Source organism: Paraburkholderia sp. CNPSo 3272 (assembly GCF_024206495.1).
Lineage (GTDB): Bacteria > Pseudomonadota > Gammaproteobacteria > Burkholderiales > Burkholderiaceae > Paraburkholderia.
On record NZ_JAMBPQ010000007.1, the window covers coordinates 182,149 to 202,524 of the forward strand.

The 20,376-nt window shown below is 65.3% G+C and carries 19 protein-coding genes; 17 read left to right on the forward strand and 2 right to left on the reverse strand.

What is annotated here, in order from left to right; genetic code table 11:
- Nucleotides 1-16: 16 nt before the first annotated feature.
- The 15 genes from serC to cysM all read left to right on the forward strand — a co-directional run bounded on the left by serC (nucleotide 17) and on the right by cysM (nucleotide 15,846).
- Nucleotides 17-1,099 (forward strand): 3-phosphoserine/phosphohydroxythreonine transaminase, encoded by a 1,083-nt coding sequence (serC, locus tag M3I53_RS11850; protein WP_254316115.1) that lies wholly within the window; start codon nucleotides 17-19, stop codon nucleotides 1,097-1,099.
- A 63-nt stretch (nucleotides 1,100-1,162) separates the two neighbouring features.
- Nucleotides 1,163-2,248: a prephenate dehydratase gene (gene pheA / locus M3I53_RS11855; protein ID WP_254316116.1), complete on the forward strand. Its 1,086-nt coding sequence runs from the start codon at nucleotides 1,163-1,165 to the stop codon at nucleotides 2,246-2,248.
- A 126-nt stretch (nucleotides 2,249-2,374) separates the two neighbouring features.
- The gene (gene hisC, locus M3I53_RS11860) at nucleotides 2,375-3,496 is read left to right on the forward strand and encodes a histidinol-phosphate transaminase (RefSeq protein WP_254316117.1); all 1,122 of its coding nucleotides are present in this window, start codon (nucleotides 2,375-2,377) and stop codon (nucleotides 3,494-3,496) included.
- Nucleotides 3,483-4,472, forward strand: a complete 990-nt coding sequence (locus tag M3I53_RS11865; RefSeq protein WP_302057650.1) for a prephenate dehydrogenase/arogenate dehydrogenase family protein — start codon at nucleotides 3,483-3,485, stop codon at nucleotides 4,470-4,472. The genes hisC and M3I53_RS11865 overlap by 14 nt, the downstream gene beginning before the upstream one ends.
- A gap of 82 nt (nucleotides 4,473-4,554) precedes the next feature.
- Complete coding sequence (gene aroA / locus M3I53_RS11870; protein ID WP_254316119.1) at nucleotides 4,555-5,859, forward strand: 3-phosphoshikimate 1-carboxyvinyltransferase; 1,305 nt, start codon at nucleotides 4,555-4,557, stop codon at nucleotides 5,857-5,859.
- Between the two features lie 28 nt (nucleotides 5,860-5,887).
- Complete coding sequence (cmk, locus tag M3I53_RS11875) at nucleotides 5,888-6,583, forward strand: (d)CMP kinase (RefSeq protein WP_254316120.1); 696 nt, start codon at nucleotides 5,888-5,890, stop codon at nucleotides 6,581-6,583.
- Between the two features lie 182 nt (nucleotides 6,584-6,765).
- Nucleotides 6,766-8,496 carry a 30S ribosomal protein S1 gene (rpsA, locus tag M3I53_RS11880; RefSeq protein WP_254316121.1) on the forward strand — a complete coding sequence of 577 codons (1,731 nt, stop codon included), beginning with the start codon at nucleotides 6,766-6,768 and terminating at the stop codon, nucleotides 8,494-8,496.
- A gap of 25 nt (nucleotides 8,497-8,521) precedes the next feature.
- Nucleotides 8,522-8,845, forward strand: coding sequence for an integration host factor subunit beta (locus M3I53_RS11885; protein WP_027817382.1), 324 nt, complete (start codon nucleotides 8,522-8,524; stop codon nucleotides 8,843-8,845).
- A 296-nt stretch (nucleotides 8,846-9,141) separates the two neighbouring features.
- Nucleotides 9,142-9,435 (forward strand): lipopolysaccharide assembly protein LapA domain-containing protein, encoded by a 294-nt coding sequence (locus tag M3I53_RS11890; protein WP_028208175.1) that lies wholly within the window; start codon nucleotides 9,142-9,144, stop codon nucleotides 9,433-9,435.
- Between the two features lie 64 nt (nucleotides 9,436-9,499).
- Nucleotides 9,500-10,675, forward strand: coding sequence for a lipopolysaccharide assembly protein LapB (gene lapB, locus M3I53_RS11895; RefSeq protein ID WP_254316122.1), 1,176 nt, complete (start codon nucleotides 9,500-9,502; stop codon nucleotides 10,673-10,675).
- Nucleotides 10,676-10,801: 126 nt separating this feature from the next.
- The gene (locus tag M3I53_RS11900; RefSeq protein ID WP_254316123.1) at nucleotides 10,802-12,199 is read left to right on the forward strand and encodes a UDP-glucose/GDP-mannose dehydrogenase family protein; all 1,398 of its coding nucleotides are present in this window, start codon (nucleotides 10,802-10,804) and stop codon (nucleotides 12,197-12,199) included.
- The gene (rfaE1, locus tag M3I53_RS11905) at nucleotides 12,171-13,175 is read left to right on the forward strand and encodes a D-glycero-beta-D-manno-heptose-7-phosphate kinase (protein WP_254316124.1); all 1,005 of its coding nucleotides are present in this window, start codon (nucleotides 12,171-12,173) and stop codon (nucleotides 13,173-13,175) included. Before M3I53_RS11900 ends, rfaE1 begins: the two co-directional genes overlap by 29 nt.
- 105 nt (nucleotides 13,176-13,280) lie before the next feature.
- The gene (gene rfaD / locus M3I53_RS11910; protein ID WP_254316125.1) at nucleotides 13,281-14,273 is read left to right on the forward strand and encodes an ADP-glyceromanno-heptose 6-epimerase; all 993 of its coding nucleotides are present in this window, start codon (nucleotides 13,281-13,283) and stop codon (nucleotides 14,271-14,273) included.
- A gap of 73 nt (nucleotides 14,274-14,346) precedes the next feature.
- Nucleotides 14,347-14,694, forward strand: a complete 348-nt coding sequence (locus tag M3I53_RS11915) for a helix-hairpin-helix domain-containing protein (protein WP_254316126.1) — start codon at nucleotides 14,347-14,349, stop codon at nucleotides 14,692-14,694.
- 249 nt (nucleotides 14,695-14,943) lie between these two features.
- Nucleotides 14,944-15,846, forward strand: a complete 903-nt coding sequence (gene cysM / locus M3I53_RS11920) for a cysteine synthase CysM (RefSeq protein WP_254316127.1) — start codon at nucleotides 14,944-14,946, stop codon at nucleotides 15,844-15,846.
- 65 nt (nucleotides 15,847-15,911) lie between these two features.
- On the opposite strand, the gene mltB is transcribed toward cysM, so the two are convergent.
- The gene (gene mltB / locus M3I53_RS11925) at nucleotides 15,912-17,231 is read right to left on the reverse strand and encodes a lytic murein transglycosylase B (protein ID WP_254316128.1); all 1,320 of its coding nucleotides are present in this window, start codon (nucleotides 17,229-17,231) and stop codon (nucleotides 15,912-15,914) included.
- A 216-nt stretch (nucleotides 17,232-17,447) separates the two neighbouring features.
- Between mltB and M3I53_RS11930 the strand changes: the two genes are divergently transcribed.
- Both M3I53_RS11930 and M3I53_RS11935 read left to right on the forward strand, forming a co-directional pair.
- Nucleotides 17,448-18,374 carry a histone deacetylase family protein gene (locus M3I53_RS11930; protein WP_254316129.1) on the forward strand — a complete coding sequence of 309 codons (927 nt, stop codon included), beginning with the start codon at nucleotides 17,448-17,450 and terminating at the stop codon, nucleotides 18,372-18,374.
- Nucleotides 18,375-18,447: 73 nt separating this feature from the next.
- On the forward strand, nucleotides 18,448-19,233 hold the full coding sequence (locus tag M3I53_RS11935; protein WP_375542509.1) for an enoyl-CoA hydratase: 786 nt from the start codon (nucleotides 18,448-18,450) through the stop codon (nucleotides 19,231-19,233).
- 13 nt (nucleotides 19,234-19,246) lie between these two features.
- Here M3I53_RS11935 and M3I53_RS11940 read toward each other — a convergent pair whose 3' ends face one another.
- Nucleotides 19,247-20,116, reverse strand: coding sequence for an alpha/beta hydrolase (locus tag M3I53_RS11940; RefSeq protein ID WP_254316213.1), 870 nt, complete (start codon nucleotides 20,114-20,116; stop codon nucleotides 19,247-19,249).
- Between the last annotated feature and the right edge of the window lie 260 nt (nucleotides 20,117-20,376).

The window sequence follows — 20,376 nt, forward strand, 5'->3', positions numbered from 1 at the left end:
GGGGATCCCTTTTACGATGCGCGTCTACAACTTCTCAGCCGGACCGGCAGCGTTGCCAGAAGAGGTTCTGCGTCAGGCCGCCGAGGAAATGCTCGACTGGCACGGCAGCGGCATGGGCGTGATGGAAATGAGCCATCGCGGCCCGGAATTCATGCAGATCCACGCCGAGGCGCTGCTCGATCTGCGCGAGCTGATGCAGGTGCCCGCAAGTCACCAGATTCTGTTCCTGCAAGGCGGCGGCATCGGCGAAAACGCGATCGTGCCGCTCAACCTGTTCGGTTCGAAGCCGCGCGCCGACTTCGTCGTCACCGGCTCGTGGTCGCAGAAGTCGCAAAAGGAAGCGCTCAAGTACGGCGCAGCGCATATCGCCGCGACGGGCCGCACCGAGGCTGGCTTCACGCATTCGCCGCCGAAAAGCGAATGGCAGCTCTCCGACGACCCCGCCTACGTGCACCTGTGCACGAACGAGACGATCGACGGCGTCGAGACCTTCGAAATTCCCGATCTCGGCGACATTCCGCTCGTGGCCGACGCCTCGTCGCACATCCTGTCGCGCCCGGTGGACATCGCCAAGTACGGCGTGCTCTACGGCGGCGCGCAGAAGAACATCGGCATGGCGGGCGTGACGGTCGTGATCGTGCGCGAGGATCTGCTCGACCGCTCGATGCCGATCTGCCCATCGGCGTTCGAGTGGAAGACCGTGGCCGCGAACAACTCGATGTTCAACACGCCGCCCACCTACGCGATCTATATTGCCGGGCTCGTGTTCAAGTGGCTGAAGCGCCAGGGCGGTCTGGAAGTCATCGAGGCGCGCAATGTGGAAAAAGCGAAGCTGCTCTACGACACGATCGACGCGAGCCGCTTCTATATCAACAAGGTGGAGCGCCGCGCGCGCTCGCGGATGAACGTGCCGTTCTTCCTCGCCGACGAAACACGTAACGCAGATTTCCTCGCCGGCGCCAAAGAGCGCGGGCTGTTGCAGCTGAAGGGCCACAAGTCCGTCGGCGGCATGCGGGCATCGATTTACAACGCGGTGCCACTCGAAGCAGTGAAGGCGCTGATCGAGTACATGAAGGAATTCGAGGCGAAGCACGCGTAAGCGCTCCTCGCTCACCGGGCGAGGCGGCGCCGCGCGCATCCTTTCAGATTGCCGGTTTCACGCATGGACGACGAACTCAACTCCCAACTCAAGCCGCTGCGCGAACGCATCGATGCGATCGACGCGCAACTCATCGCGCTCCTGAACCAGCGCGCCTCGGTCGCGCTCGAAGTCGGCGAGGTCAAGAAGCATTTCAACGCGCCGGTGTTTCGCCCGGAGCGCGAGCAACAGGTGATCGAGCGCCTGCAGAACATGAGCGACGGCCCACTCGGCAACGATCACATCAGCGCGATCTGGCGCGAGATCATGGCCGCGAGCCGCTCGCTCGAAAAGACGATTGTGGCGGCGTTCCTCGGCCCGGTCGGCACCTATAGCGAACAGGCGATGTACCAGTACTTCGGTCAGTCGATCGAAGGCCTGCCGTGCCCGTCGATCGACGAGGTGTTCCGCTCGGTCGAAGCGGGCGCCGCCGAGTTCGGCGTCGTGCCGGTTGAGAACTCGACAGAGGGCGCCGTTTCGCGCACCCTCGACCTGTTCCTCGAAACGCAGCTCGTCATTGGTGGCGAAATCGCGTTGCCGATTCAACACAATTTGATGACGCGAAGCGGCAACGTGCAAGGCGTTACGCGTGTGTGCGCGCACCCGCAGGCGCTTGCCCAGTGCCAGCACTGGCTGACGGCGAACGCGCCGCAGCTCGAGCGTCAGAGCGTGTCGAGCAACGCGGAAGCCGCGCGCCTCGCCGCCGCCGACCCGACGGTCGCCGCGATTGCGGGCGACCGCGCCGCCACGCATTACGGTCTCCTGATCGTGAACGCGCTGATCCAGGACGACCCGCACAACCGCACGCGCTTCGTCATGATCGGCAAGCAGCCGGCGGGCGCGACGGGTCGCGACCAGACCTCGATGATCGTGTCGGTGAAGAACGAGCCGGGCGCCGTGTACAAGCTGCTCGAGCCGCTCGCGCGCCACAGCGTGTCGATGACGCGTTTCGAGTCGCGGCCCGCGCGCCTTGGCAGCACGTGGGAGTACTACTTCTACATCGACTTCGAAGGTCATCGCGACGAACCCGCCGTGGCCGCCGCGCTCGACGAACTCAGCAAGAAAGCCGCGTATCTGAAGATCCTCGGCTCGTATCCGCGCGCGCGCTAACGGGCGGAAGGCGCGGGCGGCCCGCCGCCAATCGCCCGCGGCATGAGGATGCCGCGCGGCGCGCCTTTTCCGATCCGTCTGGATGAGACCGTTGTACGCACGGCGCCTTGAGCCCTGGAGAGACGCATGACCACGCAATTCGGCCCCTCGTATGTGCGCGCCATCGCGCCTTACATCGCCGGCAAACCGATTTCCGAAGTCGCCCGCGAGTTCGGGCTCGACGAAGCGCGCATCGTGAAGCTCGCGTCGAACGAGAATCCGCTCGGTATGCCCGAATCGGCGCAGCGCGCGATCGTGCAGGCCGCGAGCGAACTGGGCCGCTATCCCGATTCGAACGCGTTCGAGCTGAAGGCCGCGCTGGCCGCGTGCTACGACGTGCCGCCCGAGTGGATCACGCTCGGCAACGGCAGCAACGACATTCTCGAAATGGCCGCGCATGCGTTCGTCGAGCGCGGGCAGTCGATCGTCTATTCGCAGTACTCGTTCGCCGTCTACGCACTCGCGACCCAGGGCCTCGGCGCGCGCCATATCGTGACGCCGGCCGTGCGCTACGGCCACGATCTCGACGCGATGCTCGCGGCGATCGACGAAGACACGCGTCTCGTGTTCGTGGCGAACCCGAACAACCCGACCGGCACGTTCGTCGACGGCGCGCAGCTCGAGGCGTTCATCGCGAAGGTGCCCGCGCATGTCGCGGTCGTGCTCGACGAGGCGTACACGGAATACCTCGCGGCCGGGAAGCGCTATGACTCGATCGCGTGGGTGCGCCGCTATCCGAACCTGCTCGTTTCGCGTACGTTCTCGAAGGCTTACGGACTGGCCGGCCTGCGCATCGGTTTCGCGATTGCGCAGCCGGAACTGACCGATCTGCTCAACCGTCTGCGCCAGCCGTTCAACGTCAACACGCTTGCGCAGGCCGCTGCGATTGCCGCGCTCGGCGACGCGCCGTTCCTCGAGCGCAGCGCGGCGCTCAACGCCGAAGGCTATCGCACGCTCACCGCGGCGTTCGAGCGCCTCGGCCTCGAATACGTGCCGTCGGACGGCAATTTCGTGCTGGTGCGCGTGGCGAAGGAGGCAGCGGACGACGGCGCTGGCGAGCGCGTGAATCTCGCGCTGCTCAAGCAAGCCGTGATCGTGCGTCCGGTGGGCAACTATGGCCTGCCGCAATGGCTGCGTGTGACGATCGGCTTGCCCGAGGAGAACGGGACATTCGTCGCGGCCCTCGAGCGAGCGCTTGGCGCGCCGTGAGCGCGCAACCCTTACTTTTTTCGGTGACGTCGTGAGTACGTTTTCGTTTAACAAACTGGTGATTTTCGGCGTGGGCCTGATCGGCGGGTCGCTCGCGCGCGCGTTGCGCGAGCGAGGCTCGCACGGCGGCGAAGGCGCGCAGGTGATCGGTGTGGGCCGCAGTGCAAAGTCGGTATCGCGCGCGCTCGAACTGGGCGTGATCGACACCGCCGCGACGCTCGACGACGAAGCGGCGCTCGCCGCCGCGCTCGACGGCGCCGACATTGTGCTGATCGCCGCTCCCGTCGCGCAAACCCAGGCGCTGCTCGAGCGCATCGCGCCGCACGTGGGGCAAGCAACCATCGTCACCGACGCCGGCAGCACCAAGAGCGACGTGATCGCCGCGGCCCGTGCCGCGCTCGGCGCGCGCATCGCCCAGTTCGTGCCGGGGCATCCCATCGCCGGGCGCGAATCGAGCGGCGTCGACGCCGCGTTGCCCGATCTCTACGTGGGCCGCAACGTCGTGCTGTGCCCGCTCGCGGAAAACGCGCCGGCATCGGTCGAGCGCATCGCCGCGATGTGGCGCGCCACGGGCGCCGTGATCGGCGAGATGCCGGCCGCGCAGCACGATCGCGTGTTCGCTTCGGTGAGTCATCTGCCGCATGTGTTGTCGTTTGCGCTCGTCGACCAGATTCTCGCTTCGCCCGACGCTCAGCTGAAATTCTCGTTCGCAGCGGGCGGCTTCCGCGACTTCACGCGCATTGCGGCGTCGAGCCCCGAAATGTGGCGCGACGTGTGCCTCGCGAACCGCGCCGCGCTTCTCGCCGAACTCGACGGCTACACTGAAGTGCTGGCCCGCCTGCGCGCGGCCATCGACGCCGGCGACGGCGCAGCGCTCGAAACCGTGTTCGCGCGTTCGCGCGCGGCGCGCGAGGCGTGGCAGGAGCGCGGCGGCAAGGGCGCGGCAGCGTCCGTCGATATGACACCAGGCAAATAAGCAAGCAGGACTCAGCCCGACGGCGCGAGCGCCGCAACCCCAGGCAACTCCAGCTAACACCAGGCATTCTCAGGACACGCTCATGGAACACCTCGATCTCGGACCGTTCACCCGTGCGTCCGGCACGATCCGTCTGCCCGGCTCGAAAAGCATCTCGAACCGCGTGCTGCTGCTCGCGGCGCTGGCCGAGGGCGAAACGACCATCACGAACCTGCTCGACTCCGACGACACGCGCGTGATGCTCGACGCGCTGGAAAAGCTCGGCGTGAAGGTGAAGCGCGAGGACGACACCTGCGTCGTGCAGGGCACGCGCGGCGCGTTCCAGGCGGTACGCGCGGATCTCTTTCTCGGCAACGCAGGCACGGCGGTGCGTCCGCTCACGGCCGCGCTCGCGGTGAACGGCGGCGACTACCGTATTCACGGCGTGCCGCGCATGCACGAGCGGCCTATCGGCGATCTCGTGGACGGCCTGCGCCAGATCGGCGCGAAGATCGATTACGAAGAAAACGAAGGCTTTCCGCCGCTGCGCATCCGCCCGGCGCCGATTTCGGTCGAGGCGCCCATCCGCGTGCGCGGCGACGTGTCGAGCCAGTTCCTCACCGCGCTTCTGATGACGCTGCCACTCGTGCGCGCGAAGGACGGCGTGACGATCGTCGAGGTGGACGGCGAGCTGATCTCCAAGCCCTACATCGAAATCACGATCAAGCTGATGGAGCGCTTCGGCGTGAAGGTCGAGCGCCACGGCTGGCATCGTTTCGAGATCCCGGCGGGCGTGCGTTACCAGTCGCCGGGCAAGATCATGGTCGAAGGCGATGCGTCGAGCGCGTCGTACTTCCTCGCCGCGGGCGCGATCGGCGGCGGCCCGCTGCGCGTGGAAGGCGTGGGACGCTCGAGCATCCAGGGCGACGTTGCGTTCGCAGCGGCGCTCATGCGCATGGGCGCGAACGTCACGGTCGCCGACGACTGGATTGAGGTTCGCGGGATCGGCAACGATCACGGCAAGCTCGACCCCATCGATATGGACTTCAACCTGATTCCCGACGCAGCGATGACGATCGCCGTGGCGGCGCTCTTCGCCGACGGCGCGACTACGCTGCGCAACATCGCGAGCTGGCGGGTGAAGGAAACCGACCGCATCGCCGCGATGGCCACGGAACTGCGCAAGGTCGGCGCGAACGTGGAAGAGGGCCCCGATTATCTGATCGTGCGCCCGCCCGAGAAACTCACGCCGAACGCCGCGATCGACACCTACGACGATCACCGCATGGCGATGTGCTTCTCGCTCGTGAGCCTCGGCGGCGTGCCGGTGCGCATCAACGACCCGAAGTGCGTCGGCAAGACGTTCCCCGATTACTTCGAGCGCTTCCTGGCGCTCGCGCAACCTTGATTCAAATGAAGCCGAGTCCCTTTGCCGCATGAAATCGACCCGCCCCTTTTATCCGACGCCCGTCATCACGATCGACGGCCCGACCGCTTCCGGCAAGGGCACGGTGGCCGCGCTAGTCGCCGCGCAACTCGGTTTTCACCTGCTCGACAGCGGCGCGCTGTACCGGCTGGCGGCGCTCGCGAGCGTGCGCTATGCGATTGCGGCCGACGACGCCGAGAGCCTTGCGAAGCTGATCGACGATCTCCATATCACGTTCCGCGAGGGGCTTGCGCAGCTCGACGGCGTCGACGTTTCGAACGAAATCCGTGCCGAGGAAGTGGGCAACCGCGCCTCGACGATCGCCGCGCATCCGGCCGTGCGCACCGCGCTCGTGGCGCGCCAGCGGGCGTTTCGCAAGCTTCCCGGGCTCGTCGCGGACGGCCGCGACATGGGCACGGTGATCTTCCCCGACGCCGTCCTCAAGGTGTTTTTGACGGCCAGCGTGGAGGCCCGTGCGGCCCGCCGGCATAAGCAATTGATCCAAAAAGGTTTTTCTGCTAATATGGATGACTTGCTTCGGGATTTGCGCGAACGCGACGCGCGCGACAGTAACCGCGCGGCCGCGCCGCTCAAGCCTGCAGCGGATGCGCAGCTACTCGATACCTCGGCGCTCTCCGTCGACCAGGCGGTCGAACAGGTGGTGCAGTGGTATCAGGAGTTTAGCCAGCTGCGGCCCGTCCGGTAATCCGCGAACGGGGCAAAGCGCAGTCAAGAAAGCAGTAAGCAGTGCCAGTAGGTGCCCTGGAAAGCAACAGGGCGTGTGTTAAACCCTTTAACCCCGTATGGCTTTTGCATCTGCGCCGCGAGCATCGTGTTCCGGCCTCAACGCCCGGTAGTCAAGACCGACTGGCCGAGGTAGCGAAAACCATGCAAATCCAGATTTTTATGTCCGACCTGCAAACCTCCACCCCGAATACCGAATCTTTCGCGGCTCTGTTCGAAGAGTCGCTGACCCGCCAGGACATGCGCGCCGGCGAAGTGATTTCCGCCGAAGTCGTGCGCGTCGACCACAACTTCGTGGTCGTCAATGCTGGTCTCAAGTCCGAAGCCTATATTCCGCTCGAAGAATTCCTGAACGACGCGGGTGAAGTGGAAGTGCAGGCGGGTGATTTCGTTTCCGTCGCGATCGACGCGCTGGAAAACGGCTACGGCGACACCATCCTGTCGCGCGACAAGGCGAAGCGTCTCGCTTCGTGGCTGTCGCTGGAAAAGGCTCTCGACAACAACGAACTCGTGACCGGCACGATCACGGGCAAGGTCAAGGGCGGCATGACCGTGATGGTCAACGGCATCCGCGCGTTCCTGCCGGGTTCGCTCGTCGACACGCGTCCGGTCAAGGACACGACGCCGTACGAAGGCAAGACCCTCGAATTCCGCGTCATCAAGCTCGACCGCAAGCGTAACAACGTCGTGCTGTCGCGCCGCGCAGTGATCGAAGCCACGCAAGGCGAAGAGCGCGCAAAGCTGCTCGAAACGCTCAAGGAAGGCGCGATCGTCAACGGCGTGGTCAAGAACATCACCGACTACGGCGCGTTCGTGGACCTCGGCGGCATCGACGGCCTGCTGCACATCACCGACATCGCATGGCGTCGCGTGCGTCACCCGAGCGAAGTTCTCTCGGTTGGCCAGGAAGTCACCGCGAAGATCCTCAAGTTCGACCAGGAAAAGAACCGCGTTTCGCTCGGTATCAAGCAACTGGGCGACGATCCGTGGGAAGGCATCTCGCGCCGTTACCCGTCGGGCACGCGCCTGTTCGGCAAGGTCACGAACATCACCGACTACGGCGCGTTCGTCGAAGTCGAATCGGGCATCGAAGGCCTGGTTCACGTCTCGGAAATGGACTGGACCAACAAGAACGTTGCTCCGTCGAAGGTTGTCCAGCTGGGCGACGAAGTCGAAGTCATGGTCCTCGAGATCGACGAAGACCGCCGCCGCATCTCGCTCGGCATGAAGCAGTGCAAGCCGAATCCGTGGGATGACTTCAGCCGCAACTTCAAGAAGGGCGACAAGCTGCAAGGCGCAATCAAGTCGATCACCGACTTCGGCGTGTTCATCGGCCTGCCTGGCGGCATCGACGGTCTGGTTCACCTCTCCGACCTGTCGTGGAGCGAAACCGGCGAAGAAGCCGTTCGCAAGTACAAGAAGGGCGACGAAGTCGAAGCCGTGGTTCTGGGCATCGACGTCGAGAAGGAACGCATTTCGCTCGGCATCAAGCAGCTCGAAGGCGACCCGTTCAGCAACTTCGTTGCTGTCAACGACAAGGGTTCGATCGTCGACGGCGTGGTGAAGTCGGTTGACGCCAAGGGCGCAGTCGTGACGCTGAACGCCGATGTCGAAGGCTACCTGCGTGCTTCGGAAATCGCCCAAGACCGCGTCGAAGATGCTCGCAACGTGCTGAAGGAAGGCGACAAGGTCAACGCGATGATCATCAACATCGATCGCAAGTCGCGTGGCATCAACCTTTCGATCAAGGCGAAGGACTCGGCTGAAACGCAGGAAACCCTGCGCAGCATGTCGGCTGATTCGGGTCAGGCTGCCACCGGCACGACCAACCTCGGCGCGCTGCTGAAGGCCAAGCTCGACGGCCAGAACCAGTAAGCCTCAAACGGGGGCAAGCTGAAGTATGACCAAATCTGAATTGGTCGCGCAGCTGGCTACGCGATTTCCGCAACTTGTTCTCAAGGACGCGGATTTCGCGGTCAAGACGATGCTCGATGCGATGTCCGAGGCGCTTGCCAAGGGCCATCGCATCGAAATTCGTGGCTTTGGCAGCTTCGGCCTGAATCGTCGGCCGTCGCGCGTCGGTCGCAATCCCAAGTCGGGTGAAAAGGTGCTGGTGCCTGAGAAGTTCGTACCGCACTTCAAGCCGGGCAAGGAACTGCGCGAGCGCGTGGACCGTAATTCGGGCGAGCCGCTGAAGGCGGACGAGCCGGACGACGACCTGTAAGCGCTGGATCGTTTGCGATCAGGCGATTGCGGTCGTCGGCGGTCAATGCCAGATGGCCAGAATGCATGGACCGGTAAAAAGCGCTGGGGTGAACAACCCCGGCGCTTTTTTTTCGTCTGCGCCTTTTTGGACGCCGCTTGCGCGGGCGCCCCGGTTTGATCCGGCGCTGCGCTCGCTGACACGTGTCGGCCCGCGAGCCGTTCAATTACAATACGGGACACTTCGGCGCGGCTTGTGCTGCAGCGCAGCATGTCCGCCACGCCGGCGCCTTTCTCAACTGCCAAGAGAATCCTTCAATGAGATTGATCGCCTGGGTGATCCGTGTGCTGGTGTTCGTACTGCTGCTCGTACTCGCGCTCGCCAACACGCAAACCGCGACGCTGAACTTTCTGGCCGGATATTCGTGGCAGGCCCCGCTGATCCTGATCGGCCTCGCGTTTTTTGTCGTCGGGCTGCTGGCGGGGCTGCTGTCCGCGCTGCCCGGCGTGTTCCGGCTGCGCATGGAAAACGGCCGCCTCAAGCGCGACTTGCGGGTGGCGCGTGAAACCCCGACGCCGAGCGTCGAGCCGCCGCTGCCGCCGCTCATCTGATTTGTATTGCCGTGCCGCGCGCCTGAACGCGTGCGGCTGATTTTTCGCTCATACCATCGCTCGCATGGATCTCGATTTTTGGTGGCTACTCGTCATTCCCGTGGCTTTCGCGCTCGGCTGGATGGCGTCGCGCTACGACCTGAAGGCACTGCTTTCCGAAAGCGCCAATCTGCCGCGCTCGTATTTTCGCGGCCTGAATTTTCTGCTCAACGAGCAGCCGGACAAGGCCATCGACGCGTTCATCGAGGTCGCCAAGCTCGACCCCGAAACCGTCGAGCTTCACTTCGCGCTCGGCAATCTGTTTCGCCGCCGCGGCGAGACCGACCGCGCGATTCGCGTGCATCAGAATTTGCTCTCGCGCTCCGACCTGCCCGTGAACGAGCGCGACCACGCGCTCTATGAACTCGGCCAGGACTTCCTGAAGGCCGGTATGCTCGACCGCGCCGAGGAGACCTTCGGCAAGCTCAAGTCGGGCGACTTCGCGCTCGGCGCACAGCGCGCACTGCTCGCGATCTACGAGATCGAGAAGGACTGGAACCGCTGCATCGACACCGCACGCCATCTCGAAACGATGGGCGCGGCCTCGCTCGACCTCGAGATCGCACAGTTCCACTGCGAACTCGCGCAGGAAGCGCTCCAGCAGAAAAAGCCCGACGAAGCGCGCCGTCAACTGGCGCTCGCGCTGAAGGCCAACGTGCAGAACGTGCGCGCGACGATCCTCGCGGGCGACGTCGACGCGGCCAGCGGCGCTTGCGAGACGGCGCTCGACCACTGGCGCGAAGTCGAGGCGCAAAATCCCGCTTATCTGCCGCTCGTCGCCGAAAAGGTCATGAAAGCCTACGAGACGCTCGGCCGCGCCGAAGAGGGCGCGCAATTGCTCACGACGTGGGTCGACGCGTATCCGACGAACGATCTGCTCGACGTTGCCTACAAGTATGTCGCCGCACTGCGCGGCGCCGATGCGGCGCATGCGCTCGCCCGTACGCAGATGCAGAAGTCGCCGAACCTCGCCGGCATGGCGCGCCTTCTCGAAGCGCAGCAGGCAACGGCCGAAGAGCCGCGCCGCAGCGAACTCGAACTGATGCGCAAGCTGCTCCAGCAGCGCACCAAGAACCTGCCTCGCTACACCTGCCAGAACTGCGGCTTCCGGGCGCGCCTCTTTTACTGGCAGTGTCCGGGCTGCAGCGGCTGGGAAACCTATGCGCCGCGCCGCGTCGAGCCGGTTCCCGCCTCGAGCTGAGCCTCAAGGGCGCGCGCCCAGCCCGGCGCCTGGCCGGCCGCGCCTGGCCGGCCGCGCCTAGCCGGCCGCGCCTAGCCGGCCGCGCCCACAGTCATTCCATCATCAGCATCTGTCACCGGAGCGCCTATGAAGATCACCATTGTCGGTACCGGCTACGTCGGCCTCGTCACCGGTGCGTGTCTTGCCGAAATCGGCCACGACGTGTTTTGCCTCGATGTCGATCCGCGCAAGATCGAGATCCTGAACGGCGGCGGCGTCCCGATTCACGAGCCGGGCCTGCTCGAACTCATCGCGCGCAACCGCGCGGCCGGGCGCATTACCTTTTCCACCGACATCGCGGCGAGTGTCGAGCACGGCGAGGTGCAGTTCATCGCCGTGGGCACGCCGCCCGACGAAGATGGCTCGGCCGATCTCCAGTACGTGCTCGAGGCGGCGCGCAGCATCGGCCGCCACATGAACGGCTTCAAGGTGGTCGTCGACAAGTCGACGGTGCCGGTCGGCACGGCGCAGCGCGTGCACGGCGTGCTGGCCGAGGAGCTGGCAAAGCGCGGCCTCGCACAGAGCGTGGATCACCGCTTCTCGGTCGTCTCGAACCCCGAGTTCCTGAAAGAGGGCGCGGCCGTGGACGACTTCATGCGCCCGGACCGCATCATCATCGGCCTCGACGAGGACGAGAACGGCACCGCGGCGCGCGAGAAGATTAAGCGCCTCTACGCCCCGTTCAACCGCAATCACGAACGCACCATTTACATGGACGTGCGCTCCGCCGAATTCACGAAGTACGCGGCCAACGCCATGCTCGCCACGCGTATCTCGTTCATGAACGAGATGGCGAATCTCGCCGACCGCGTGGGCGCCGACATCGAGTCGGTGCGCCGTGGCATCGGCTCCGACCCGCGCATCGGCTATCACTTTCTCTATGCGGGCTGCGGCTATGGCGGCTCGTGCTTCCCGAAGGACGTGCAGGCGCTGATCCGCACGGCCGCGGAGTCGGGTCAGAATCTGCGCGTGCTCGAAGCGGTCGAGGAGGTCAATCACGGCCAGAAGGAAGTGCTCGTGAAGAAGATCGCCAGAGTGTGCGGCGACGACCTTACCGGCAAGCACTTCGCCGTGTGGGGCCTCGCGTTCAAGCCGAACACCGACGACATGCGCGAAGCGCCGAGCCGCCGCCTGATCGCCGACCTGCTCTCGCGCGGCGCCACGGTGGCGGCGTGGGACCCGGTCGCGGCAGAAGAGGCGCAGCGCGTGTTCGCGCTCGATCTCGCGCACGCGCCGGATCAGCACGCGCGCCTGACGTTCGCGTCGAGCCAGGACGATGCGCTCATGGGCGCGGACGCGCTCGTGATCGTCACCGAATGGACCGCCTTCAAGGCGCCCGATTTTGCGCATTTGAAGAAGGTGCTCAAGGCACCGCGGATCTTCGACGGACGCAACCTCTACGAGCCCGACACCATGGCGGAGCTCGGCATTGACTATCATTCGATTGGGCGGCCCCATGTCAATCTCGCAAACTCCGCAGCCTGAAGCCGCACCCGTCGCCGCGCTTGCCGCCGCCATCGCGCCCGAAGTGCGCGTCGTGCCGCGCGAAAAGCTCGCGACCTCGCGCGTGCTGGTGGTGGGCGACGTCATGCTCGACCGCTACTGGTTCGGCGACGTCAACCGCATCTCGCCAGAAGCGCCGGTGCCGGTCGTGCATGTGCAGCGCAAGGAAGACCGCCTGGGCGGCGCCGCGAACGTCGCGCGCAACGCGGCGGCGCTCGGCGCCCATGCGGGCCTGCTGTGCGTGGTGGGCCACGACGAACCCGGCGAGCGCATCGTCGAGCTGCTCGACGAAAGCAACGTGAACGCGTATCTCGAGCGCGATCCCGCGTTGCCGACCACCATCAAGCTGCGCGTGCTTTCGCGCCAGCAACAGCTGTTGCGCGTGGACTTCGAAAACACGCCCGCGCATGAGATCCTGCTCGCCAGCCTCGCGCGTTTCGACGCGCTGCTGCCCACGCACGACGTGATTCTGCTCTCCGACTACGCGAAGGGCGGCCTCACGCACGTCACGCAGATGATCGCGAAGGCGCGCGCTGCGGGCAAGGCGGTGCTCGTCGATCCCAAGGGCGACGACTGGGAACGCTATCGCGGCGCGAGCCTCATCACGCCGAACCGCGCGGAGCTGCGCGAAGTGGTGGGCACGTGGAAGTCCGAGGAGGACCTGCACGCGCGCGTGACCAAGCTGCGCCGCGAACTGCAGTTCGACGCGCTGCTGCTCACGCGCTCGGAAGAGGGTATGACGCTCTTTTCCGATGACGGCGCGCTGCACGCGGCGGCCGATGCGCGCGAAGTGTATGATGTCTCGGGCGCCGGCGACACGGTGATCGCGACCGTCGCGGTCATGCTGGGCGCGGGCTTGCCGCTCGTCGAAGGCGTCGCGCTCGCGAATCGCGCGGCCGGCATCGTGGTCGGCAAGCTCGGTACGGCCACCGTCGACTACGACGAACTCTTTCAATAATGTTGTGCACGCGAGCGCGCAGCGCTCGCACCCCAGCCGGAATTTCCGCAGCGTTTTTCCGGCCGGGCATCAACCACGCGTGAACCTCGTCACCGCAGAACTATCATGACCCTCATCGTCACCGGCGCGGCCGGCTTCATCGGCAGCAACATCGTCAAGGCGCTGAACGAACGCGGCGAAGACCGCATCATCGCCGTCGACAATCTCACCCGCGCGGACAAGTTCAGGAATCTCGTCGATTGCGAGATCGACGACTACATCGACAAGACCGAGTTCGTCGAGCGCTTCACGCGCGGCGATTTCGGCGACGTGCGCGCGGTGTTCCATGAAGGCGCCTGTTCGGACACGATGGAAACCGACGGCCGCTACATGATGGACAACAACTTCCGCTATAGCCGCGCCGTGCTCGACGCGTGTCTCGCGCAGCGCGTGCAGTTTCTGTATGCGTCGTCGGCGGCGATCTATGGCGGCTCGACGCGCTTCGTCGAAGAGCGCGAAGTGGAAGCGCCGCTGAACGTGTACGGCTATTCGAAGTTCCTGTTCGACCAGGTGATCCGCCGCGTGCTGCCCACCGCGCAAAGCCAGATTGCGGGCTTTCGCTACTTCAACGTGTATGGCCCGCGCGAGACGCATAAGGCGCGCATGGCGTCGGTGGCGTTCCACAACTTCAACCAGTTCCGCGCCGAAGGCCGCGTGAAGCTGTTCGGCGAATACAACGGTTATGCGCCGGGCGAGCAGACGCGCGATTTCGTCTCCGTCGAGGACGTGGTGAAGGTGAACCTGTTCTTCTTCGATCATCCGGAGAAGACGGGCATCTTCAACCTGGGCAGCGGCCGCGCCCAGCCGTTCAACGACATTGCCACGACCGTGGTGAACACGCTGCGCGCGATGGAAGGCAAGCCCGCGCTCTCGCTCGGGGAGCAGGTCAAGGAAGGGCTGATCGAGTACATTCCGTTCCCCGACGCGCTGCGCGGCAAGTACCAGTGCTTCACGCAAGCGGACCAGTCGAAGCTGCGCGCTGCCGGCTACGACGCGCCGTTCCTGACGGTGCAGGAAGGGGTGGATCGTTACGTACGTTGGCTTTCTGGCCAGGTGTAACGCGAAGCCCTGACTTCATAAACTGGACTCTCCTCGCCGGCGAGGGTCGCCGGCGTTTTCAGGGAGATCCAGCATGTTCCGAAAAGTCCTTGCGGCGGCCGCGCTTCTGGCCGGTTTCAGCCACGCCTTCGCGGCCGTGGACGTCAACACCGCCAACGAAGACGCGCTTCGCGGCATCAAGGGCGTTGGGCCCACGCGCGCGAAGGCCATTCTCGACGAGCGCAGCGCGCACGGCCCGTACAAGGATGCCAGTGACCTCGGCAAGCGCGTGAAGGGCATGGGCGGCCATACCGTCGAACGTTTGCAGGCCGAAGGATTGGCGATCGGTCCCGCGAATGCTCAGGCGGCGCAGGCGAAGGTTGCGCAGGCAACGCCCGCGAAGGCGGGCGCACCTCAGGCTGCCGTGGCGGTCAAGAAGTAGCAGGCCGCTTGCGCTTGCGTTTTACCCCGCGCGTCGTGCTTCGCCGTTGCGGGGCGCAGTTTCCTTCAGGTGTCGCTCAGGTGATGTCGACCCGCGACGTTGACCCGCGGCCCGGGCCGCGGGCTTTTTGCCGCGTATGGTGGCCGTGTCGCCAACCTGCGTCCATACCAGCGTTATGGGTCCCCTGCGGTCGCTGCCCACGTGGTTTAGAATCAATGGATCACGTCATCGCGCCTCACTGCCATTCCCATGCCCTACAAGACCATTGAAGACACGATCGGCAATACCCCGCTCGTGCAGCTCGTCCGCCTGCCGGACGATGAAATCCGCGCCCGCAACAACGTGGTGCTGGCCAAGCTGGAAGGCAACAACCCGGCTGGGTCGGTGAAGGACCGCCCGGCGCTCTCGATGATCCGTAAAGCCGAAGAGCGCGGCCGCATCAAGCCGGGCGACACTCTCATCGAAGCGACGAGCGGCAACACCGGCATCGCGCTCGCCATGGCGGCGGCTATCCGCGGCTACAAGATGGTGCTGATCATGCCGGAGGACCTCTCGGTCGAGCGCCGCCAAAGCATGGCGGCTTACGGCGCCGAAATCATGCTCACGCCGGTCAAGGGCGGCATGGAATATGCGCGCGACCTCGCCGAGCAAATGCAGCGCGACGGCAAGGGCATCATCCTCGACCAGTTCGGCAATCCCGACAATCCACTTGCGCACTACGAGACCACCGGCCCGGAAATCTGGCGCGACACCGAAGGGCGCATCACGCACTTCGTTTCGTCGATGGGCACGACCGGCACGGTCATGGGCACGTCCCAGTTCCTGAAAGAAAAGAATCAGGCGATCGAGATCGTCGGCGCGCAGCCGGAAGAAGGCTCGCGCATTCCGGGCATTCGCAAGTGGCCCGAAGCGTATATGCCGAAGATTTTCGACCGCAGCCGCGTGGATCGTGTGGAGAACGTGAGCCAGGCCGCCGCCGAGAACATGGCGCGCCGTCTCGCCTCGGTCGAGGGCATCTTCGCGGGTATTTCGTCGGGCGGCGCATGCGAGGTGGCATTGCGTCTTGCGCGCCAGCTCGAGAACGCGACGATCGTGTTCATCGTCTGCGATCGCGGCGACAGGTATCTCTCTACGGGTGTGTTTCCCGCCTGATTGAAGCGTGGACGCAGAAAAACGGCCTTCGATTCCGAAGGCCGTTTTGCTTTGTAGCGCCGAAATCAGTCTTGCTGCGCGGGAGGCGTCGTCGTGCCCGCACCATTCGGGGCGCTGTTCACCCCGTTGCCGTTGTCATTTCCGTTGCCGCCGTTGATGCCGCCATTTCCACCGTTTCCGTTCGCCGGGCCCACACCCACGCCCGGCTGCGTTGCCAGCATCTGCGCCTTCACGCGCATGCCCAGCTGATACACCGCGAGCGCGTAGAAGAAGCTGCGGTTATAGCGCGTCAGCACATAAAAGTTTTTGAGCCCGAGCTTGTACTCGGTGCCGCGGCCGGGCGAGGGCAGGTCGATCACCGTGACAGGCGTGCTTGCCTCGGCGGCGATATCCACGTCCGGCTGGTCGAGCGCGAGGCCCGAGTGCAGCAACTGGCTTAGCGGCCAGCGCGGTTCGGGCTTGCCGTCGGCGGCGGCTTGAGCGATGCCGAGGCTGCCTGCATCGGTGGCGATATTCCACACCACCGGCCGCCCTGATTCCCAGCCGTTCTGCCGCAGATAGTTCGCCACGCTGCCGATCGCATCGGCCGTGCTTCCGCGCAGGTCGATATGATTGTTGCCCTCGTAGTCCACCGCGTACTGCACGATGCTGCTCGGCAGGAACTGCGGAATGCCGATCGCGCCCGTGTACGAGCCGAGTACCGACGACGGATCGATCTGCGCGTCGCGCGTCCACACGAGGTAGTCCTCGAGGTTCTTGCGGAACGTCGCCATGCGCTCGGCGCGGTTCGGCGTGTTCGGGTAATCGAAGGCGAGCGTGGTGAGTGCATCGAGCGCACGGAAGTTGCCCATGTAGCGGCCGTAGATCGTCTCCACGCCGATGATGCCGACGATCACCTCGGGCGGCACGCCAAACTCTTCCGACGCGCGCTGCAGCGTGGCCTGGTTCGCGCGCCAGAAGCGCACGCCCGCATTGATGCGCACCGGGTCGAGAAAGCGCGCCTGATACGCGCGCCAGTTCTTCACGCCCGGAACCGGCGAGGGCGTGACGAGCTTCACCGCCGTCGCCGAATAGTTCGCGCTCGCGAACAGCGCATGCAGTGCGGTCGGATCGAAGTCGTAGCGCGCCACCATGTCGTTGATGAAGCCGTCGACGTCCGGATTGTTCGCGTAGCGCTGCGGGACGATTTCCTCTTCGAACGTCTGGCCCTGCGTCGGCGTTTGCGGCTGTGCCTGCGCGAGCGTGAGCGGCGTCTGTCGCGATTTCGGCGCGGCAGTTTGCGCGCGCGCCGCGCCGGAGCACAACGACGCGGCGACGCAAAGCGCGAGGGCGAGGGTCGTGCGACGTGGGCGGCCGGAGGCGGACAGAGCGGTCTTGAGGGTCATGAGAGCGAGAGGCGGAGAGCGGTCCAGGAAGAACCCGGGCAGTATAACCGAGCGCCTTCTGGGAATTGGGCCGCTGCGCGCCGGCGTGGCGCGTGAGCACCAGGTCGCTGTGGTAACGTGGTGTCTGTTCGCGCGCCAACCGGCGCGCCGCCAGACAATAGACAGAAGGAGACCCGCGGCCGCGCGCATGCGCGAAGCCCGCGGCGAGTGCGACTCATGACGACCGGTTTCTTCTCTCACCCCGATTTTCTGCTGCACGAGATGGGCGAATGGCATCCTGAATGCCCCGCGCGTCTGCAGGCCATCGAAGACCAGCTGATCGCGAGCCGCATCGACGCGCTGATCGAGCGCGACGAATCGGCGCCGCTCGCGACCGAGGCGGACCTCTTGCGCGTGCATACCCAGGCGCACATCGACTTCATCCGCAACACGGCGCCCAAGGAAGGCTACGCGAGCATCGACCCCGACACGCTGATGAATCCGCACACGTGGCTGGCGGCGCTGCGCGCGGCGGGCGCGGCGATCGCGGCCACCGACGCGGTGCTCGCCGGGCGCTACGAGAACGCGTTCTGCAGCGTACGCCCGCCCGGCCATCACGCGGAGCCTGCGCGCGCGATGGGCTTTTGCTTCTTCAACAACATCGCGATCGCGGCGCGCCATGCACTCGAAGTCCACGGCCTCCAGCGCGTAGCGATCGTCGACTTCGACGTGCATCACGGCAACGGCACCGAGGCGGCGTTCGCCGGCGATTCGCGCGTGCTGATGTGCAGCTTCTTTCAGCATCCGTTCTATCCGTACTCGGGGGCCGAGAATTCGGCGCCGAACATGGTCAACCTGCCGATCGCGGCGCGCACGAAAGGCATGGAAGTGCGCGAGGCCATCGACATCATGTGGCTGCCGCGGCTGCGCGAGTTCAAGCCGGAGATGGTGTTCGTCTCGGCGGGCTTCGACGCGCATCGCGAAGACGATCTCGGCAACATGGGGCTCGTGGAGGACGACTTCGCATGGATCACGGAACAGATTCGCGAGATCGCGGGCCGCTACGCGAAGGGGCGCATCGTGAGCAGCCTCGAAGGCGGCTATAACCTCTCGGCGCTCGGCCGCAGCGTGGTGGCGCATCTGCGCGTGCTGGCGGATATCTAGGCGGCCCGCGCGGCACTGAGCGCGGACCCGCATCGCGCACATTCGAACGAAGGAGACACGCAACGTGAGTGCTATCCCCTCTTCATCGCCGGCGCTCGTCGAAGTCACGCGCGAAGCGTATGGCGTGCCAGGCGTCGTGCGCCTCACGCTGAACCGCCCGGATGCGTTCAACGCGCTTTCCGAAGCGCTCATCGATGCATTGCAGGGCGAACTCGGCGCGCTGGCGCAATCCGATGCGCGCGTGGTCGTGATCGCAGCGGCGGGGCGCGCGTTCTGCGCGGGCCACGATCTCAGGGAGATGCGCGCGGCGCCCTCGCAGGAGTACTATGCGAAACTGTTCGAGCGCTGCTCGAAGATGATGCTCGCGATTCAAAAGATGCCGCAGCCCGTCATTGCGCGCGTGCAGGGCGTGGCGACGGCGGCGGGCTGCCAGCTCGTCGCGATGTGCGATCTGGCGGTGGCGGCGGACTCGGCGCGCTTTGCGGTATCGGGCATCAATCTCGGGCTCTTTTGCTCGACGCCCGCCGTGCCGCTTTCGCGCAACGTGTCTCGCAAGGCGGCCTTCGAGATGCTGATGACCGGCGAATTCATCGACGCAGAGAAGGCGTTGCGCGAAGGCCTCGTGAACCGCGTGGTTCCCGCCGACGAACTCGACGCCGCCGTGACCGCACTGGCCGCGAGCATCTGCGCGAAGCCGCGCGAGGCGGTCGCGGCAGGCAAGGGGCTCTTCTACCGGCAGCTCGAAATGGGCATCGATGCCGCGTATCAACTAGCCGGGCAGACCATGGCCTGCAACATGATGACCGACCCCGCGCTCGACGGCGTGCAGGCGTTCATCGATAAACGCGGCGCGAAGTAACGCGCCTGGCCGCTCAGTTGTGCCGCTCGATCCAGTCGATCAGCGCGTCGATCACGCGTTCCCGATCGAGGTCGTTGAGCGTCTCGTGGTAGCTGCCGTCATATAGCGTGAGCGTGCGATCTGGCGATCCCACGTTCGCGCCGAATGCGCGGCTGCCTTCGGGCTCGGTGAGCTTGTCCTCGGTGCCATGCCAGATCAGTACGGGTAGCCGCAGATGCGCGCGTCCCGCCTCGATGCGCTTCATCGCTTCCAGCAATTGCGCCCCCGTGCGGGCGGGAATCGCGCCGTGATGCACGAGCGCATCGGCGCGATTGGCTTCGACCACATCGCGCACGCGCGCGAGCAGCGCCGCGTCGATCTTCATGGCCGGAAAGGTCGGCCAGATTGCGCTCATTACGCGGCTCGCGGCGATTTTCCACGCGGGCACGTCGCGGCCCGGCGCCAGCGCCGCGCTCGAGAGCAGCAGGCCCGCGAGCGGCACGCGCGATTGCGGCAGGCGCTCGACGGCGTAGAGCGCGGCGATCGCGCCGCCCATGCTGTGTCCCATCAGGAAGAGCGGTGTGCCCTGAGTCGCGCATTGCGCGCTCGCGTAGGCGAGGAGCGCCTCGGCGTCATCGAGATATTCGTCGAAGTGCGAGATCCACGTCCGGCGCCCAGGGGCATGCCCGTGGCCGCGCAAATCGATTGCGTAGACATCGATGCCCGCGGCGTTCAGCCGAGCGACGAGCGCAGCATAGCGGCCCGCGTGTTCCGCCAGGCCATGAACCAGCGCAATGGCCGCGCGCGGCGGCGCGCTCGCGCGCCAGACGTAGCGCGGCAGTTCGACGCCGTCGCGTGTAGGCAGCGTCGTCGCTTGCCCGACGGGTTCTGCGGCTTGCGCCATGGCGATGTTCTGACTGGTCTCCATCTCGCTCCCTGTTTGGGCTGTACGTGGTGGTGCGGGGCGGTTCGTTTTCGGTATCAGTCTGTCGGCAGCAGTGTAGCGGCCGCGCGGCGGCCATGCGCCGCCAGAACCCTCTAATGCAAATCAGTTATGAAATTATCGAAATTGATTATTAAAAGGAATTTTGCGTGCCAGGGTAGAATCGCGGGCTAAATCCAGTCCATCAACGGCGGCTGTCTGCCGGCGCGACGCGTTTTCCG

Bases quoted from the DNA above. Each gene is read 5' to 3' on its own strand.
- M3I53_RS11890 (WP_028208175.1), top strand. From the start codon at position 9,142: ATGAGATTGATCGCCTGGGTGATCCGTGTGCTGGTGTTCGTACTGCTG.
- rpsA (WP_254316121.1), top strand. From the start codon at position 6,766: ATGCAAATCCAGATTTTTATGTCCGACCTGCAAACCTCCACCCCGAAT.
- cmk (WP_254316120.1), top strand. From the start codon at position 5,888: ATGAAATCGACCCGCCCCTTTTATCCGACGCCCGTCATCACGATCGAC.
- M3I53_RS11940 (WP_254316213.1), bottom strand. From the start codon at position 20,116: ATGGCGCAAGCCGCAGAACCCGTCGGGCAAGCGACGACGCTGCCTACA.
- rfaE1 (WP_254316124.1), top strand. From the start codon at position 12,171: ATGTCAATCTCGCAAACTCCGCAGCCTGAAGCCGCACCCGTCGCCGCG.
- M3I53_RS11885 (WP_027817382.1), top strand. From the start codon at position 8,522: ATGACCAAATCTGAATTGGTCGCGCAGCTGGCTACGCGATTTCCGCAA.
- M3I53_RS11915 (WP_254316126.1), top strand. From the start codon at position 14,347: ATGTTCCGAAAAGTCCTTGCGGCGGCCGCGCTTCTGGCCGGTTTCAGC.
- mltB (WP_254316128.1), bottom strand. From the start codon at position 17,231: ATGACCCTCAAGACCGCTCTGTCCGCCTCCGGCCGCCCACGTCGCACG.
- lapB (WP_254316122.1), top strand. From the start codon at position 9,500: ATGGATCTCGATTTTTGGTGGCTACTCGTCATTCCCGTGGCTTTCGCG.
- serC (WP_254316115.1), top strand. From the start codon at position 17: ATGCGCGTCTACAACTTCTCAGCCGGACCGGCAGCGTTGCCAGAAGAG.
- rfaD (WP_254316125.1), top strand. From the start codon at position 13,281: ATGACCCTCATCGTCACCGGCGCGGCCGGCTTCATCGGCAGCAACATC.
- hisC (WP_254316117.1), top strand. From the start codon at position 2,375: ATGACCACGCAATTCGGCCCCTCGTATGTGCGCGCCATCGCGCCTTAC.
- pheA (WP_254316116.1), top strand. From the start codon at position 1,163: ATGGACGACGAACTCAACTCCCAACTCAAGCCGCTGCGCGAACGCATC.
- M3I53_RS11930 (WP_254316129.1), top strand. From the start codon at position 17,448: ATGACGACCGGTTTCTTCTCTCACCCCGATTTTCTGCTGCACGAGATG.
- M3I53_RS11900 (WP_254316123.1), top strand. From the start codon at position 10,802: ATGAAGATCACCATTGTCGGTACCGGCTACGTCGGCCTCGTCACCGGT.
- cysM (WP_254316127.1), top strand. From the start codon at position 14,944: ATGCCCTACAAGACCATTGAAGACACGATCGGCAATACCCCGCTCGTG.
- aroA (WP_254316119.1), top strand. From the start codon at position 4,555: ATGGAACACCTCGATCTCGGACCGTTCACCCGTGCGTCCGGCACGATC.